The 15,568-nt window shown below is 31.7% G+C and carries 15 protein-coding genes and 1 pseudogene; 3 read left to right on the top strand and 13 right to left on the bottom strand.

Annotation, left to right across the window (positions count from 1 at the left end; all coding sequences use genetic code 11):
* Positions 1-9 precede the first annotated feature (9 nt).
* The 7 genes and pseudogenes from CURI_RS02190 to rlmD all read right to left on the bottom strand — a co-directional run bounded on the left by CURI_RS02190 (position 10) and on the right by rlmD (position 6,522).
* Positions 10-1,167, bottom strand: coding sequence for a coiled-coil domain-containing protein (locus CURI_RS02190; protein ID WP_014966650.1), 1,158 nt, complete (start codon positions 1,165-1,167; stop codon positions 10-12).
* 6 nt (positions 1,168-1,173) lie between these two features.
* Positions 1,174-2,772: a hypothetical protein gene (locus tag CURI_RS02185; protein ID WP_014966649.1), complete on the bottom strand. Its 1,599-nt coding sequence runs from the start codon at positions 2,770-2,772 to the stop codon at positions 1,174-1,176.
* 80 nt (positions 2,773-2,852) lie between these two features.
* Positions 2,853-3,338: a helix-turn-helix transcriptional regulator gene (locus CURI_RS02180; RefSeq protein WP_014966648.1), complete on the bottom strand. Its 486-nt coding sequence runs from the start codon at positions 3,336-3,338 to the stop codon at positions 2,853-2,855.
* Between the two features lie 244 nt (positions 3,339-3,582).
* Entirely contained in the window at positions 3,583-4,146 is a 564-nt protein-coding gene (locus CURI_RS16015) for a recombinase zinc ribbon domain-containing protein (RefSeq protein ID WP_228370471.1), read from the bottom strand.
* 48 nt (positions 4,147-4,194) lie between these two features.
* Positions 4,195-4,393, bottom strand: a pseudogene (locus tag CURI_RS16265) (recombinase family protein); the annotation flags it as partial.
* A gap of 44 nt (positions 4,394-4,437) precedes the next feature.
* Complete coding sequence (locus CURI_RS02170) at positions 4,438-4,923, bottom strand: ParB/RepB/Spo0J family partition protein (protein ID WP_228370443.1); 486 nt, start codon at positions 4,921-4,923, stop codon at positions 4,438-4,440.
* A gap of 234 nt (positions 4,924-5,157) precedes the next feature.
* The gene (gene rlmD, locus CURI_RS02165; protein WP_014966645.1) at positions 5,158-6,522 is read right to left on the bottom strand and encodes a 23S rRNA (uracil(1939)-C(5))-methyltransferase RlmD; all 1,365 of its coding nucleotides are present in this window, start codon (positions 6,520-6,522) and stop codon (positions 5,158-5,160) included.
* Between the two features lie 261 nt (positions 6,523-6,783).
* On the opposite strand from rlmD, the gene eam reads away from it, so the two are divergent.
* The 3 genes from eam (at position 6,784) to CURI_RS02150 (ending at position 10,318) form a co-directional block, all read left to right on the top strand.
* Entirely contained in the window at positions 6,784-8,043 is a 1,260-nt protein-coding gene (gene eam / locus CURI_RS02160; protein WP_041701399.1) for a glutamate 2,3-aminomutase, read from the top strand.
* A gap of 331 nt (positions 8,044-8,374) precedes the next feature.
* Positions 8,375-9,526 carry a double-cubane-cluster-containing anaerobic reductase gene (locus tag CURI_RS02155; RefSeq protein ID WP_014966643.1) on the top strand — a complete coding sequence of 384 codons (1,152 nt, stop codon included), beginning with the start codon at positions 8,375-8,377 and terminating at the stop codon, positions 9,524-9,526.
* Between the two features lie 12 nt (positions 9,527-9,538).
* Positions 9,539-10,318 (top strand): acyl-CoA dehydratase activase, encoded by a 780-nt coding sequence (locus CURI_RS02150; protein WP_014966642.1) that lies wholly within the window; start codon positions 9,539-9,541, stop codon positions 10,316-10,318.
* A gap of 136 nt (positions 10,319-10,454) precedes the next feature.
* On the opposite strand, the gene CURI_RS02145 is transcribed toward CURI_RS02150, so the two are convergent.
* The 6 genes from CURI_RS02145 to CURI_RS02120 all read right to left on the bottom strand — a co-directional run bounded on the left by CURI_RS02145 (position 10,455) and on the right by CURI_RS02120 (position 15,530).
* Positions 10,455-10,772, bottom strand: coding sequence for a hypothetical protein (locus CURI_RS02145; protein WP_014966641.1), 318 nt, complete (start codon positions 10,770-10,772; stop codon positions 10,455-10,457).
* A 1-nt stretch (position 10,773) separates the two neighbouring features.
* Positions 10,774-11,076: a DUF2089 family protein gene (locus tag CURI_RS02140; RefSeq protein ID WP_014966640.1), complete on the bottom strand. Its 303-nt coding sequence runs from the start codon at positions 11,074-11,076 to the stop codon at positions 10,774-10,776.
* A 151-nt stretch (positions 11,077-11,227) separates the two neighbouring features.
* Positions 11,228-12,343, bottom strand: a complete 1,116-nt coding sequence (locus tag CURI_RS02135) for a hypothetical protein (RefSeq protein WP_014966639.1) — start codon at positions 12,341-12,343, stop codon at positions 11,228-11,230.
* A gap of 384 nt (positions 12,344-12,727) precedes the next feature.
* Positions 12,728-12,982 carry a hypothetical protein gene (locus CURI_RS02130; protein WP_041701395.1) on the bottom strand — a complete coding sequence of 85 codons (255 nt, stop codon included), beginning with the start codon at positions 12,980-12,982 and terminating at the stop codon, positions 12,728-12,730.
* A 151-nt stretch (positions 12,983-13,133) separates the two neighbouring features.
* Positions 13,134-13,691: a nitroreductase family protein gene (locus CURI_RS02125; protein ID WP_014966637.1), complete on the bottom strand. Its 558-nt coding sequence runs from the start codon at positions 13,689-13,691 to the stop codon at positions 13,134-13,136.
* A gap of 171 nt (positions 13,692-13,862) precedes the next feature.
* The gene (locus tag CURI_RS02120) at positions 13,863-15,530 is read right to left on the bottom strand and encodes a dihydroorotase (protein ID WP_014966636.1); all 1,668 of its coding nucleotides are present in this window, start codon (positions 15,528-15,530) and stop codon (positions 13,863-13,865) included.
* Positions 15,531-15,568: the final 38 nt, after the last annotated feature.

Raw genomic sequence — 15,568 nt, 5'->3', positions numbered from 1 at the left:
ATTAGTGAATTAAAGAATACCACAAATCTGAAGAATATTAAGTATTAAAGACCCTGCTGCAACAACAGCAATCCCAATCTTCCAACCTAATTTACTTGTTATAGCATCAAGGCTTTCTATTCTATCTTTTAAATCTGTGAGTTTATTATAAACTTCTTTATCTTTATTTAAAATTTCTTCCTTTAACTCGGTAATAGTATTTATTAACTTTTCCTCAACGGAATTAATTTCATCTGATAAATCAACTTCTACTTTAGATAGGTCCTCTTTAACCGAAGATATTTGAGTATTCACACTTTCCAAAATCGAGGAAATATTTCCCTTAATTGTTTCACTATCTTTATTAGTAGTATCCGTTAAATTGGATAATTCATCTTTTATCTGTTTTGTTGTATCTGCATACTTTTTATCCAATGTACTAATTTTTTCTGTCAATGCTTGTTCTTGGTGTTTTAAAGAGTTTTTAAGACCTTTTATTTTATCTGTATTATGACTAGTTTCCTGTTCAAGTTTAGCATTCTTTTTCTGTTGTTCTTCAAAATCTTTGTCATGCTTCAACAGTTTTTCAAAATGGGAGACTATTATGTTATCCTGCTGCTCGTCCAATTTCTCAATATTATCCAACTGTCTATTTATGCTTTCAAGTTGACCTTGATGTTTTTTAACCTTAACTGTTAATTCCGCTTGTTTCTTCATCATATCTTCTTGAGCTTTAAGCTGTATAATAACATTCTTTAACTCTTGCCTTGCCAAATCAGAGATTTCCTCTTCTGACGCGCCCTTTAATTTCAACTCTAATTCTCTTACAACACTTCTATTCATTGCAAGGTTACTTACACCAAGACCAAACAAAAACTTTGAAATTTCAGTAAGTTTTGTCTGATACTCAAAAGAAACTTTCTGCGCTTCTGCTGCTGTCATTAGCCCCTCTGCTAATCCTTCAGATGCTGACTGAAGCAAATTTATTGCTTCTTTTTTGCTGAAATCAAACAAACCTATTTTCACCTGTGCATTTTCAGCTTTATTTTTCGCTTCTACTGCCATATTTACTGCCTTTTGCACATTGGTTTCTAAGACAACAAGTTTGTCAAACTGTGAGGTGAGTATGGAAGGCAACTCTTGATGGTTTACGGTACTTACGTCTAAAACGTTTACTTCTTCACTCATACTTCATTACCCCCACTCAATCAAATCTAATAGTTCTTGTGCAAAGTCACCATCATCTTTATTTATCTTATCAATGTATTCTCTTCTTTTTTCTGAACCTTCTCTTATTTCATTCCATGTGTCTACAAAATCTTCTGCAGCTTTCTCCATAATAACATAGACTTCTTCAATTGCCTTATCGATGTTTTCTGCAGCAATCCACATATCAGCTTCTTTATAAAATACTTTTGCATTTAAGAGTTGTAATCCCTCTCCCCTTAAACGTATCCTCTCATTTTCCTTTTTGCTTTTCTTTATGCCCATTGCTACATCAGTAGTAACAGCAATAGCAAAACGTCCAATGCCAACAAAGTTTACTCTTAATATAAAATTACCCAATGTTGCCGGATTAAAACCACCAGACTTAATTACAGCACGAATACCTGCATCTGCTAAATCTATTGCTGTAAATGTGCCTGTTGCAATTGTCATCATTCTAACAATAGTTCTATTTTTAAATGGTAATGTCTTCTTCCATTCAATATGCTTTAAACTTTCCTTTTCTTTTAATTGCTGTATTAAGCGACGAAGAAAATAGAAACCTCTTACCAAAGCTTCATTTACAACAACAGGAATGGCTTGTCTTCCAATTTCGTACGCTACACCCACTTCTGTTCTTAAATCAAACTTTTCAATTAATGGCTTTCCATCAGGACCTTTCATAATCTTACCGTTTTCATCTCGTTTTGCTAATAATGTTCCATTAAACAATTTGGATATGTTAACCCTTAATTCTTGAATTGCCTTACTGTTATTAAAGATGGGAAGAGAAGATAATTCTTTCACAAGAGATAATATAGGACCCGGCAACCCTGTTCCTGCACCTGCATTTACATTAGAACCCACCATATCACTTGCCATATGTAAAAACCAATATACAAGTCCAAAAGTTATCTTTTCAGGGAAGTTTTCCCCTATGAAAGACTTATTCTCAACGGGAACAACTTGAAATGCACCCAAGGTATTTGTACCATAAGCCATACCTGTAAATTGAGTAAGTAATGAAAATGTTAAACCAACAGGAGTTGGATGATGAGCAAAATCCCTTAAATGATGTTGCTTACCTCCACCAAATTGTGCTGTTACACTATCACTTGGAGTTCCAAACTGTTCAAGGTGTCTTATAGCACCTTGAAGATCATCTCCTTTGTAGCCTTTCTTCTTTGCTAAGTTCATGACAAAATTATTTACTTTGCCATTACTCCATTCCTTACCTCTGTCAAGTGAAAACTCCCTCACATAAAAAATATCAATGGCACCTGCAATAATACCACTTGCAACAGCAATAGTATAGTCTAACCCATCTGCATGATTCGTTAATCTATCAATTTCTGCGTTTAATTCTTCAACCTTGTGGTTTATTATTGCTAATCTTTCGTCAACTTCAGCAATGCCATTATAGATCTCAACTTTTCTTCTATCGGAAAAATCTATAGGAGTTATCATTTCAAATTCAATTCCTTTTAAATCAGTTGAAGTTTCATCCTCATACACATCATTAGGTAGAGTAGTGTAATCATCTATTTCCAACTTAATCAAAGATTTCTCTTGTGTTGTTGTCAACATATTAAATCTCCTTTTGACAAATAAATTATAATATAAAGTTGTCTTTCATTTATACCCGTATATATATAAGTTTTTATAAATTATTTTTTATCCGTTTTACCTATTATTTTTTTTAACCAATAAGCTGTACCACCAGCAATCGATCCTATTGGTCCTAACAACCCCGCACCTATTATTCCAATGGGAGCTAATAATCCAGCAAACATAGACGCAAGAGTAGCTCCAGTAATGCCTCCAGCAGCAGAAATCGAAACTGCTGAAATGGCTTCTTTTAATTTATTATAATCTTTTTCATCAAACTCGTCCGCTTTATCAAGTAAAATAGTGACCACTTGTGGAAGTACTGTATTTTCTTTGTTATTGGCAATCTCATAATCTAATATTGCTCGAATAGCTATATATTGTGTAAGATTCATAGGAGTTCTTTTGTTTTCTAAATTACTGATTGTTTGTTTAGTTACACCTATTTTCGCACCAAACTCTTCTGCTGTCCAACCTGCTATTTTTCTAATAGCCATAAGATTTTGTTGCAAATGATTTATTTGTATTTGAGTATTTTTTTCCATAGTCTACCTCCTAATAATCTAATTATATATAATGCTTTTATTATTGTCAAATTATTTTACCTAATTAACTTTATTTTATTTAAGCAAAATAACACCCTGCTAGTTTATTACAAACTACCAGGGTGTTATCACTATATTTTGATATTGAATTTTACACCTCCACGTCTATCTCCATTCCTGATTTAAATTCTACTGTGATTTTCTCATCGTAAACCGTAATTTTTTCTATCAGCTTACGCACAATCTACTCGTCATACTCCTGTAGGACGCCTTTCTGCTCTTTAAGAAATTTTGTCATTTCGCCCATTCGCTGTTTCTGACTTGCAAATCCCGCATTCTTAGCCAATGCAGCCTCTTTCTCATCTCGAAGTCGATAAATCTCATCAGTAAGAATAGAATAATCCTGATTGTTATTCGCTAGTTTGAGCAGTTCCTTCTGCAGCTGTTCCAACTTCTGATTAATCAGTTCTACCTCACCGCCATCAACCTGGCTCATGACTACCGCAATTTTTCGACTCAGAATACTCGTGAACTGTGTCTTGGATTCGAAAACCTTATTGACCGCCTGCACCACCGCATTCTGCAAATCTTCTTCTCGCATAGTTCGTGCTGGACAATCCACCTCTGTTTTATCAAGCCTGCTCGCACACCTCCATACAATAGATTTACAACCATGATTATTCCAGTGAATTCTTTGAAAAATATCTCCACAATGTCCGCAGACTACTATGGTGGATAAAGCATATTTACTGCTGTAGACTCGTTTCTTTCCACTTTTTCCACTGTGTATATTGATCCTACGCTCCATTTCCTCCTGCACCTGCATAAATAAATCTCTCGGTATGATTGCCTCATGGTTGTTCTCTACATAATACTGAGGAACAATGCCATCATTCTTTACTCGATTTTTGGTAAGAAAATCTACTGTGTAAGTTTTCTGCAAAAGAGCATCGCCGATATACTTCTCATTCTGAAGGATTTTTTATGGTTTCTGGTCGCCACTTCGCTTTCCCGGCAGAAGTCAGAATATTATCAGCCATCAACCCTCTTGCTATTTCTATCAGACTTGCACCTTCTAAATACTCTCGATAAATTCGTTTTACAACCTTCCCTGCTGTTCTATTGCTTCTAATTTCATTCGGTATGCAAATGCTTTCTCACTTGGCCTAATGTTCTCTCTCTGTAAGTTGCTATCAACCTTCGCAATGGCCGCCTGACAATTATCAAGTTCACGAATAATAACAGGCACTTCCGTCACCCCTGTCCACTCACAAGCAGCTTTTCTTCTATGACCAGAAATCAACTCATAGCCTTCTCCATTCGGATTAGGTCTGGCTAGCAGTGGAACGAGAACTCCATCCTTTTCTATGCTCTGCATTAATTCAAACAACTCTGTATTCGTCTCTACCTTAAACGGATGATCTTTAAAATTTACAAGCTGATTTAGCCTTAAATTCTTGATTTTATCCACCTGTGTATTCGTTTTGCCTTCTATCACAACCTCTTCTTGCGAAGAAGAATACTCCTTCATTTTCCTACCCATACCTGAAATCACATCCTTTCTAAAATAAATTTCTGAAAACAAAAAGAGACCGTCCATTCTCAATTTAGCTTGAAAATGAACGATTTCACGACATGTTCTTATTTAGTTGAATAATAAAAAAATAGTAAAAATGTTAACCTTACTTAGATGTGTTCCCAGACACCATATCAAGAACCACTGACACGTTCATACCGTCAGAAATTGTTTTTTTCTTCCCTTTTCGGTCACTTTGTGAAAATTGAAAAAACCCCTCAAAGTGCCTAAAATCAAGGACTCTTAGATACTTTTCCGATGTAGTAGTATCACACTCTCCACATGTGGCGTCATAGGAAACATATCCACACACTGGACTTTCTCTACTTTATATCCTCTTTCTATAAACACTGGTAAGTCTCTAGCTAGTGAAGTAGGCTTACAAGATACATATACGAATTCCTCTGGTGCGAAGTCTATTATCTTGTGTATAGCTTTTGGATGTATTCCATCTCTTGGTGGATCTAGTATTATTATATCCGGTTTTTCTGTTAGTTCCTTAACCTTTTCCATAACATCTCCAGCTATAAATTCACAATTATCTAGTCCATTTAATTCTGCATTTTCCTTAGCTCTTTCTACAGCTTCTTCAACGATCTCTATTCCATAAACTTTCTTAGCTATAGGTGCTACTATCTGAGCTATAGTTCCAGTTCCACAATAAAGGTCAAATACTACTTTATCTTTAGTCTCACCTGCGAAATCTCTTACTACTGAATATAGCTTTTCAGCTCCTAGTGAATTTGTCTGGAAGAATGAAAATGCGGATATTTTAAATTTAAGTCCTAGCAATTCTTCAGTTATATAATCTTGTCCATATAGTATTCTAGTTTCATCGCTTTGAACAGTATCTGATAGTCCGTCATTTATAGTGTGTAGGATTCCTTTTAACTTACTATTTAATTTTAGATCTTTAATCTTTTCAACTAATTCATCTAATTGTAACTCTCCTTGTGAGCTAGTTACTAAGTTTATTAGTATTTGCTTTTCTTTTATAGCTTTTCTAACCACTAAGTGTCTTAATATTCCTTCATGTCTATTTTTATTATAGAATGGTGTCTTCTTTTCTCTGAAGTATTCTAGAATAGTAGTTAGTATGCTAGTGAAGTCTTCATCAACTATTTTACAGTCATCTACTACTACAATTTCATAAAATCTACCTTTCTCATGCATACCCAAGGCTAGTTCTCCACCCTTTTCCACATCTCCAAAAGTAAATTCCATCTTATTTCTATATTCAAATTTATTCGGACTAGGTACTATATCTAAGAATTCATAATCCCCTATGTCCGCACTATCTAAAAGCTCTTTAACTTGACTTTGTTTTAATTTAAGCTGTTCTTCGTATGGTAATGTTTGATATGAACAACCTCCACATTTACCAAAGTGAGTACATTCTGAATCTACTTCTATTGGTGATTTTTCTATCACTTCTAATATTTTAGCTTCTACCTTGTCCTTCTTATTCTTAGTTATTCTCGCTCTAACTTTTTGATCTTTAATAGCATTTTTTACAGTTATCTCTTTGTCATCTACATATGCTAAACCTTTGTTTGGAAACTTTACTTCTTTTATATATAGATCTATTATTTCATTTTTTTTAACCATTTAACATTCCTCATTCCTGTCTATTTATATATAATTTAACCGTTATTTTCTATATTATTTTAACAATCTTTTCATATGATTTTACCATAGTTTTAAAGCAAAGATAAGTCTTCATTTTTACTTTTAGTCTTACTTATCATTGTTATCTTCCATAATGTCATTAATCTAGCTTATTTGGGTTTTACTACATATTATGATAAGATATAATTGGACTACTTTAATTCGCAACCGCACTTAACTTAAATGAAGGAGGAACTTTGGATGGATAGAACTATCAAAAGAAGGCAAATAGCTCTTGATAGAGCTAAAGAACTAAAGTCTAGAATTCAAGATTATCTTGATGCGAAAAAAAATATTTCGAAAGGAATGTCATTAGAACAAGAGAAAAAAGTAAAAGAAAAACAAAAACTACTCTCTATCTTAAATGCAACTGAAGATGATTGGAATAATTATAAATGGCAGTTATCTAATAGAATCTCAGATGTAAATATATTAACTCAAGTTATATCACTTGATGCAGAAGAAATTGAAGGTATAAAAAATGTAGAGAAAAGCTATCGTTGGGGAATTTCACCCTACTATTTATCATTAATAGACGATGATAATAAACTTGATCCAATCAAACTACAATCAATTCCAACAAGTCTTGAACTATTAGGTGAAGGTATAGATGATCCTATGGGTGAAGAGTTCACCAATCCAGCAGGCTCTATAACTAGAAGATATCCTGATAGACTTATCATAAACGTTACTAATGAATGTGCTATGTATTGTAGACACTGCCAAAGGAGAAGAAATATAGGTTCATGTGATAATGATACCTCAATCGAAGCTCTTAAAGAATCTATAGATTATATAAAAGAAAATCCAGAAATAAGAGATGTTCTAATTACTGGTGGGGATGCCCTAGCTCTTTCTGATGAAAGACTCGATTGGCTTTTGGGAGAGATTCATGCCATTCCTTCAGTTGAATATATTAGACTTGGAACTAGAACTCTAGTCACATTACCTCAAAGAATTACTGATAATCTAGTAAATATTTTAAAAAAGTATCCCCCACTGTATATAAACACTCAGTTCAATCATCCTATGGAAATAACTAAAGAAGTAAAAAAAGCCTGTGATAAATTATCTCTTTCAGGTATTCCACTAGGAAATCAAGCTGTTCTTCTAAATGGTGTCAATAACGATAAATATGTAATGCGACTTTTAAATCATGAACTTTTAAAATGTAGAATTAGACCTTATTATATATTCCATGCTAAAGAAGTAATTGGAACTACGCACTTTAATACATCTGTTGATGATGGAATAGAAATAGTGGAATACTTAAGGGGTTATACTTCTGGTATGGCTGTGCCTACTTATATTTTAAATGCTCCTGATGGAGACGGAAAAACTCCTATTGCTCCACAGTACTTAATTTCAAGAGGAAAAGATTCGATAAAAATAAGAACATGGGAAGGAAAAGTTGTAGACTATCCAAATAATCCTACGCAAAATCTAGAAAAATTACTATAAAGCTAGCTAACTCATAAATATATTATAAATTTACTAACAGCATAAAATTAATAATTTTATCTTTTTAATTTTTTCTTACAGTATCTAAAAATTAAAATTCTAAATTCTCTACTATGCTCACTATTTGATTTCTTGCCCATTCCCTTTTTCTATACATATTTTGATACCTATAAGTTTTTTCTATTAGACACCAAACGACTTATTTTAATAGAATTAGATATAAGTAGATGTTTAAATAAATATGTATTTTTTATAAAATATAATGAAAAGGGGTGAATGCTGTTAGTAAAGCTTATTATTCATCTTATGAGTTTTATATAACGGCTGACATATGAATTTTAATTTACCAAAAGCTTTTAATGAATTTGATGAAGCTAGACAACAAGGATTTATGAACATAAAAGAGTTGAAGGAACAAGGTAAACATATAATAGGAACTTATTGTGTATATACTCCTTATGAAATAATGATAGCTGGAGGAGCTATTCCTATATCACTTTGTTCTATGAGCGACGAATCTATACCTGCGGCAGAAAAACACTTACCAAGAAATCTTTGTCCTCTTATTAAAGCAAGCTACGGTTTTGCTATCACTGATACATGTCCTTATTTCTATTTTGCTGATCTTATAGTTGGAGAAACTACTTGTGATGGTAAAAAGAAAATGTTCGAATATATGAACGAAGTTAAACCTGTTCATGTAATGCAATTACCTCAAGTTTCTGACACTGAAGATGCTTTTAACTTATGGCGTAACGAAATGGTTAGATTAAAAGAGAGAATTGAAAAAGAACTTAATGTTACTATAACTGATGAGGATCTAAAAAAAGCTATAAAATCACGTAATGAAGAAAGAGTAGCTCTTAAAGAATTTTATGAATTATCTAAGCTTTGTCCTCCTCCAATGACAGGTATGGAAATGCTTAGTGTACTTTTCGGATCTACTTTTAAAACTGATCAAGCTGAGAAGATAAACAGTATAAAAGAAGTTTCTAAAAATATAATGGATGAATACAATAGTGGAGTTAGAAAAGTTAGTGAAGATGCTCCTAGAATCCTTATAACAGGATGTCCTATAGGTGGTGCTACTCAAAAAGTAGTTAAGCTAATAGAAGAAGCTGGTGGTGTTGTAGTATGTTACGAAAACTGTACTGGAGTTAAAAGTTACGAGGAATTAGTAGATGAAACTATAGAACCATACGATGCTTTAACTAAAAAATATCTAAATATACCTTGTTCTTGTATGTCTCCTAATGATGGTAGATTAAAACTACTTGATAATTTAGTTGATGAATATAAGGTTGATGGTGTTATAGATATGATTCTTCAAGCTTGCCACACTTATAACGTTGAAACTTTTAGAATTAAAAACTTTGTTAACGGTGAGAAAAATATCCCTTACATGAGTTTAGAAACAGACTATTCTCAATCTGATATCGGACAACTTCAAACTCGTATATCTGCATTTGTTGAGATGCTTTAGGAGGTGTTATAATTGTACTCTGTAGGTATTGACTCTGGATCAGTTGCTACTAAGGGAGTCTTATTCGATGGTGAAAACTTTGAATATATTATTCTTCCTACTGGATGGAGTCCAAAAAATGCTTGTACTGAAGCCTTAAATTCTTTATTATCTAAAGCTAATCTTAAAAGGGAAGATGTTTTTATAGTCTCAACTGGTTATGGTAGAGTTTCTATTGATTTTGCGGATAAGGATATTACTGAAATAACTTGTCATGGTAAAGGAGCCCATTATTTAAACAGTGATGTTAGAACTATACTTGATATTGGGGGTCAAGATAGTAAGGTTATAAAGCTTGATAGAGACGGTAATCTAGCTGATTTCCTTATGAATGATAAATGTGCTGCGGGTACTGGTAGATTTCTTGAAGTTATGTCTAATCTATTAGGGTCTGATATAAGTGACATTGATAGTTTAACTAAAGGAGCAACTCCTGAAAATATTAACAGTATGTGTACTGTATTTGCAGAATCTGAAGTTATAAGTTTACTTGCTAGTGGATCTACTAAAGAGTCTGTTGCTTGTGGAATTCTTCACTCTATAGCTAATCGTATAGCTAATTTAGCTAACAAAATGGGTGTTGAAGAAGGTATTGCTTTTACTGGTGGACTAGCTAAAAGTAAAGAGCTTACTAATATTATAAGCGAGAAACTAGGTAATAAGAAAATTTATACTTCACCTTATTCTCAATATAATGGAGCTATAGGGGCTGCTGTTATAGGTCAGGATATGCTTAGAAGAAAACGTAGATAATAAAATAGCCTATATCTTTATTTACAAATAAAGATATAGGCTTTATGTTTGTCTTCATTATGTTCATCTCATAGTATTTAATAAGTTATAATTAATGAAGCAATTAGTTATAACTTATTAACCAAACTTAAAGTCATTATAAATCTTGAATATTCATCTTATCAATTTCTCTATTCTTTTTAAACTTCTTACGGCATCCAAAATAAATTGCTAATAGTATCATTGTTGGAATATTGCACATTAAAAATAACATTACATTCTGTATCACAATTATACCAAATGCTTCATTTGAGTAAGAAACTATCCCTAGTAATACCATAATTGAAAGTATTACGTTTATAATTGGAAGTATAAGTCCAAGCCATTTATTTTCTTTCTGTGATAAAAATATTTGTAAAATTACTACTCCTGCAAGGAGCAATAGTGAAATTATTATATTACTTATAATAAACATTTTAGTCGTTCTCCTTTTTAACTTTTTTATACTCTGAAATTAATAACTTAGCTGTATCAAAATCAATTTTCTCGTCCAATGCCAATCTCTTAACCAAAGAAATATATGGTTCATTTATATTCTCTTCATTAGTTTGAATCTTTTGTATAAGTCTATCAAGTCTAAGTCTTACTGTTGGATAAGTAACGCCATACTGCTTCGCTATTTCTTTTAAAGACCCAGACGTAAGAAGAAAATTCTTTATAAAGTTAATATCTTCATCATCTAAATTAATCATCCATTCAGGTACAACTTCAATTGTCATAATGCATCTCCTTTTAAATTAGTCATTTAATCTTTTGTTCTAGTTAAAGTTAATATCTATAAAAAATATAATAATGAATAAGATTAAGTTAGTTCAGAACATATTCATTATATATCGCTACTATAATTTAGCTTTTAATTGAATAAATACTTTACTTTAAATTATTAATTATAATTTCAGCTTGCTGACTAAAATTATCATATCCATACTCATTTTTTATATATTCTAAGCTTTTTTCACTATCACTTTTTTGTATAAGTACTTCATCTCTAAGAACATCATAAATTAATTCATTATTTTCTACTCTATCTTTCCAGTTAACTTGTAGTTTATCTAAAAGCATTCCTTCTAAAGAACCTACATAATAGTATAGATCTTTATCCATAAAACCATTTAAGCTACTTTTACTAGTGAAATCCTGTAATGATTTTTTACTAAATACATCTGTAAATTTATAGGTTTTCCCATTTGCAGTAAGTGGTGGCGTAACAATATCTCCTACTTGATTTGAATATTTATATTCTGTATATTGGGCACATCCTTCCAAAGTTTCAACAGATTTTTCTTGTTTCATATATTCAAATTTACTATAGCGATCATCTCTTATAGTTATAAAGTCACTTAAAATATTTATTAACTCATTTTTATTACTTGTAGCCCACGCTTTATCTAAAATAGAAAGCTCTGTTAGTAAAAGTTGATATTGTTCCTTATTTCTTTCTTCTACATATATACTTGAACTTAACTCATTCACATTCTTCCATACTGGAACCTGTCTATATTCATGAAATACTTCATGCATTAAAAAATATTTAAAAGATCTTTCTGTATTTGATGTTTGAATAGTAGTAGGATTATATTTAAAAAATGTAACATGCTGCTCTCCTATGTTCTTAAACGAGAAATTAGCTGGTATCCACGACCGAATTAACGATGGAGATAAAGATGATACCCTATATATTGGTGGCAACTTTACTTCTTTTGGCACTTCAATTCTCTTAGAAAATATAGATTTTTCTAATTTATCCACCCCTATCACATATGAATATGCATGTATCATTCCTTTATCTTTATTAACAGGTGTCAGTACAAGAGGAATATTATTAAAGTTATATCCTTCTTTCCATATATTTTGAGATTCATTATTATATGTTTCATAAACTTGTGAAATTTGCTTTAGCATATTCTTGTCCATATCATTTAATGATTGATACTCTGTGTTAACTAACTTATTAAAACCTAAGTTAATCCCAATCAATAAAAACATACCTATTAAAATAACCTTAAAAATTTTTTAGATTTTTGTTTCATCTTAAACTCTCCTTATACTACTCTATATTAGCTTTATAGCATTGTAGATTTTTGAATAAGTACTTCATATAAAATGTTGCTATTTGCCTACCGTCACTTAAAACTTTAGTTATTAAATAAACTAATACAATATATTAGTTAAACATTATCTTTAATAAAATTAAATATAACATTTAACTTTATTAAAGTCAATATGTATTTTATGTTTAATAAAGTTAAAAAGAGCCATCATTAATGATAGCTCTTTTATCTACTTTTATGGATAAATTCTAATTTTACACATCTAACAATTATATTGATTTTTACGATAAATGCATTATATAATTCATATCTATACCAGTTATTGATGTAGTATTGCAAGGGCATGGTCATAGTCATTCTTATGAACATAGATATAGTATAAGTTTGAATAACTCATGTTTTCCCCAAATGTACCCCTTCTTCCCCTTCCTGATCCAAACACATATGGATTGCTATTATTAACTATCTTGTATTCATACTTAATTTGATTTGCATTAAGAATCTGACATACCTCATTAAAGCTCTGCAATGAATGTCCAACAAAAACTTCTTTTCTATTCCAAATCATAATCATAAAACTACCCCTTTGACTTATAATTTTTTAATGAAGCTTCGATTTGCCTTTACGCTTAATATTCGTGGCTTAAATTCCCAATGTAGTTTTACATTAAAAGTTATAATAGTTTAAGTATCTAAACTTCAATAATTTTAGATACTTTTAAGTACTATTTATTAAACACTATTGGCTTTTTTCTTTTAGATGGTGTTAGTTTATTTTCCATATACCCCATGCTCATAGGACAAACTAATTCATATTGTTCTGGTACCCCATATTTTGCTTTAAATTCTTTAGTATTTAAAGTATGTTCCGCAAAACCAATCCAACAAGTTCCAATCCCCATATTATGAGCAGCTAACATGATATTCCCTGCTGCCATACTACAGTCATAAACATACCAGTGTGATTCTGTATTTCCATAAATAATTAATAACGTATTTGAATGATTAAAAACACTGTATTTAGGATTTTCTAGCCAACTTTTATACTGATGTAAATATGGATATTCTTCAAAATTATCTAATAAATATTTTTTCGTCATTTCAGATAAAGAGTCGATTTCATTTTTATCTTGAATTATCACAAATCCCCATGGTTCCATTCCAGAACCAGTAGCAGACTTTGTACCAAGTTCTATAATATTAGTTAAAGTTTCCTCAGGTATTAGTTTATCTGTATATTTTCTAACACTCCTTCTACCATTAATGCATTCTAATATGTCCAATATACTATCTCCTTTCTATATTTTAAATGATTATAAAATAAAGAATAGAGGATATATACTTATCCTCTATTCTGGCTTCTTAATTATACTTTATCATAATTTGGTAATTTTGACTGTTATATAGAATTTATTTAAAAATTTATTTTCCTCAAGGCTTTTTATTATTTAAAATTACTTATTAAACTCTGGTAGAGACTCTCTTTCTCTTCTATTTATTCCTGTAGGAGCTTTAACATCATAAGTTAGTGTTTTTGGTAACTCCTGAATACTTTGTCTTTTTACTAATTGTCCGAATCCAGGCTTAACCATTATTCCTTTTATTCTTCTTACATCTTCATCTATTTTTTCAGGGTGCTCTTTTCTATAGCTTCTATCGTATTCAGCTGAGTGTAAGTTAGGGAATTGTTCGAATATGTCTGCATAATCTTCTTCAACTCCTGCTGGATAGTTATGAACTATTGTTTTCATTTCTTCATCAGTTAATGATGGTAATACACCTTCTTGTGTATCATCAAATACTATATTTCCACGAACTATTGTTTTAACTATTCTACCTTTTAATTTCATTCCTTCAAGTGGAGTATATCCGCACATTGAAGCTTGGTTTTCTTTTGAATCTATTACCCATTCTTTATCAAGGTCAACTATAGCAAAGTCAGCATCCGAACCTATTTCTAATGCACCTTTTTTAGGGTATAGTCCATATTGTTTTGCAGCACTTGTTGATAACACTTCTATAGTTCTACTAAGTGATAATCTACCCTTATTTAATCCTTCTGATATTATTATTGGAGCCATAGTTTCTGTTCCAGGGAATCCTGGGAACGCAGTCCAAATATTCATTCCTTCTTTCTTTTTCTCTGATTCTATCTCGTAAGGAGCATGGTCAGTAGCCATAAAGTCTATACTTCCATCTCTTAATCCTTCCCATTGTTCTTCAATATCCGCTGAAGTTCTTAGTGGAGGAGCAACTTTAGCAAATGAACCAAACTTAGTTAAAGTATCTTGATAATTAAGTGTTAAATAGTGAGGACAAGACTCTGCAGTTACATTAATTCCTCTTCTCTTAGCATCTGCTACTAGTTTTGCACCAATTCCTGTGCTCATATGAACTACATGGTATCTTGCTCCTGTAGCTTCAGCAAAACTTATTCCTAATTCTATAGCAACCTTTTCTGCTAACTCATTTCTTGCTTCTGACCAAGCTGGAGCATCCATTCTTCCTTCTTCTTGAAACTTCTTAACGTAATAATCACATATAGCAAAGTTCTCAGCATGAACTCCTACTGGAAGTCCTGTTTTTGCAACAGCCTTAAAAATTTCAAGCATTTCTGGATCAGTAACTCTTGGATAAGTTGGCACTGATGGAGTCATATAAACTTTAAAACCAACTACTCCGTAATCAGCTTGTTCTTTAACATTGTGAAGCCAACCTTCTCTAACATCTTCTCCAGTTACTCCTCCCCACATAGCATAGTCTATTACAGCTTGTGGAGCACAAACATCTATTTTTAGTTTTAATTGATCAACACTTCTTGCTGATGGAACTGAACAACATGGCATATCTACAACTGTTGTTATTCCTCCTCTTGCAGATGCTGCTGACCCTGTTAAGAAGTTTTCTCTGTGAGGAAATCCTTGATACATATAGTGAGTGTGTGAATCTATAAATCCTGGAGCTGTTAAATTTCCTTCTGCATCTATTATATTTTTTGCTTCTATTCCGTCAATACAGTTGATAAAACCTGCTATTTTCTCATCCTTAACTAAGATATTAGTTAGTACAGTATTATCTCCTTGCGGTATTCTAGCATTTTTAATTATTACATCATAACTCATTTTAATTCCTCCTAATAATTTAAAGTATAACTTTTATT

Source organism: Gottschalkia acidurici 9a (genome assembly GCF_000299355.1).
Taxonomy (GTDB): Bacteria; Bacillota; Clostridia; order Tissierellales; family Gottschalkiaceae; genus Gottschalkia; species Gottschalkia acidurici.
The sequence above is the reverse complement of the archived record's forward strand: the minus strand, read 5'-3'. Positions and strand labels throughout refer to the sequence as shown.

Coding starts and splice junctions, on each gene's coding strand:
- eam (WP_041701399.1), top strand. CDS start 6,784: ATGGATAGAACTATCAAAAGAAGGCAAATAGCTCTTGATAGAGCTAAA.
- CURI_RS02135 (WP_014966639.1), bottom strand. CDS start 12,343: ATGTTTTTATTGATTGGGATTAACTTAGGTTTTAATAAGTTAGTTAAC.
- CURI_RS02130 (WP_041701395.1), bottom strand. CDS start 12,982: ATGATTATGATTTGGAATAGAAAAGAAGTTTTTGTTGGACATTCATTG.
- CURI_RS02120 (WP_014966636.1), bottom strand. CDS start 15,530: ATGAGTTATGATGTAATAATTAAAAATGCTAGAATACCGCAAGGAGAT.
- CURI_RS02180 (WP_014966648.1), bottom strand. CDS start 3,338: ATGGAAAAAAATACTCAAATACAAATAAATCATTTGCAACAAAATCTT.
- CURI_RS02140 (WP_014966640.1), bottom strand. CDS start 11,076: ATGACAATTGAAGTTGTACCTGAATGGATGATTAATTTAGATGATGAA.
- rlmD (WP_014966645.1), bottom strand. CDS start 6,522: ATGGTTAAAAAAAATGAAATAATAGATCTATATATAAAAGAAGTAAAG.
- CURI_RS16015 (WP_228370471.1), bottom strand. CDS start 4,146: ATGGAGCGTAGGATCAATATACACAGTGGAAAAAGTGGAAAGAAACGA.
- CURI_RS02185 (WP_014966649.1), bottom strand. CDS start 2,772: ATGTTGACAACAACACAAGAGAAATCTTTGATTAAGTTGGAAATAGAT.
- CURI_RS02155 (WP_014966643.1), top strand. CDS start 8,375: ATGAATTTTAATTTACCAAAAGCTTTTAATGAATTTGATGAAGCTAGA.
- CURI_RS02190 (WP_014966650.1), bottom strand. CDS start 1,167: ATGAGTGAAGAAGTAAACGTTTTAGACGTAAGTACCGTAAACCATCAA.
- CURI_RS02145 (WP_014966641.1), bottom strand. CDS start 10,772: ATGTTTATTATAAGTAATATAATAATTTCACTATTGCTCCTTGCAGGA.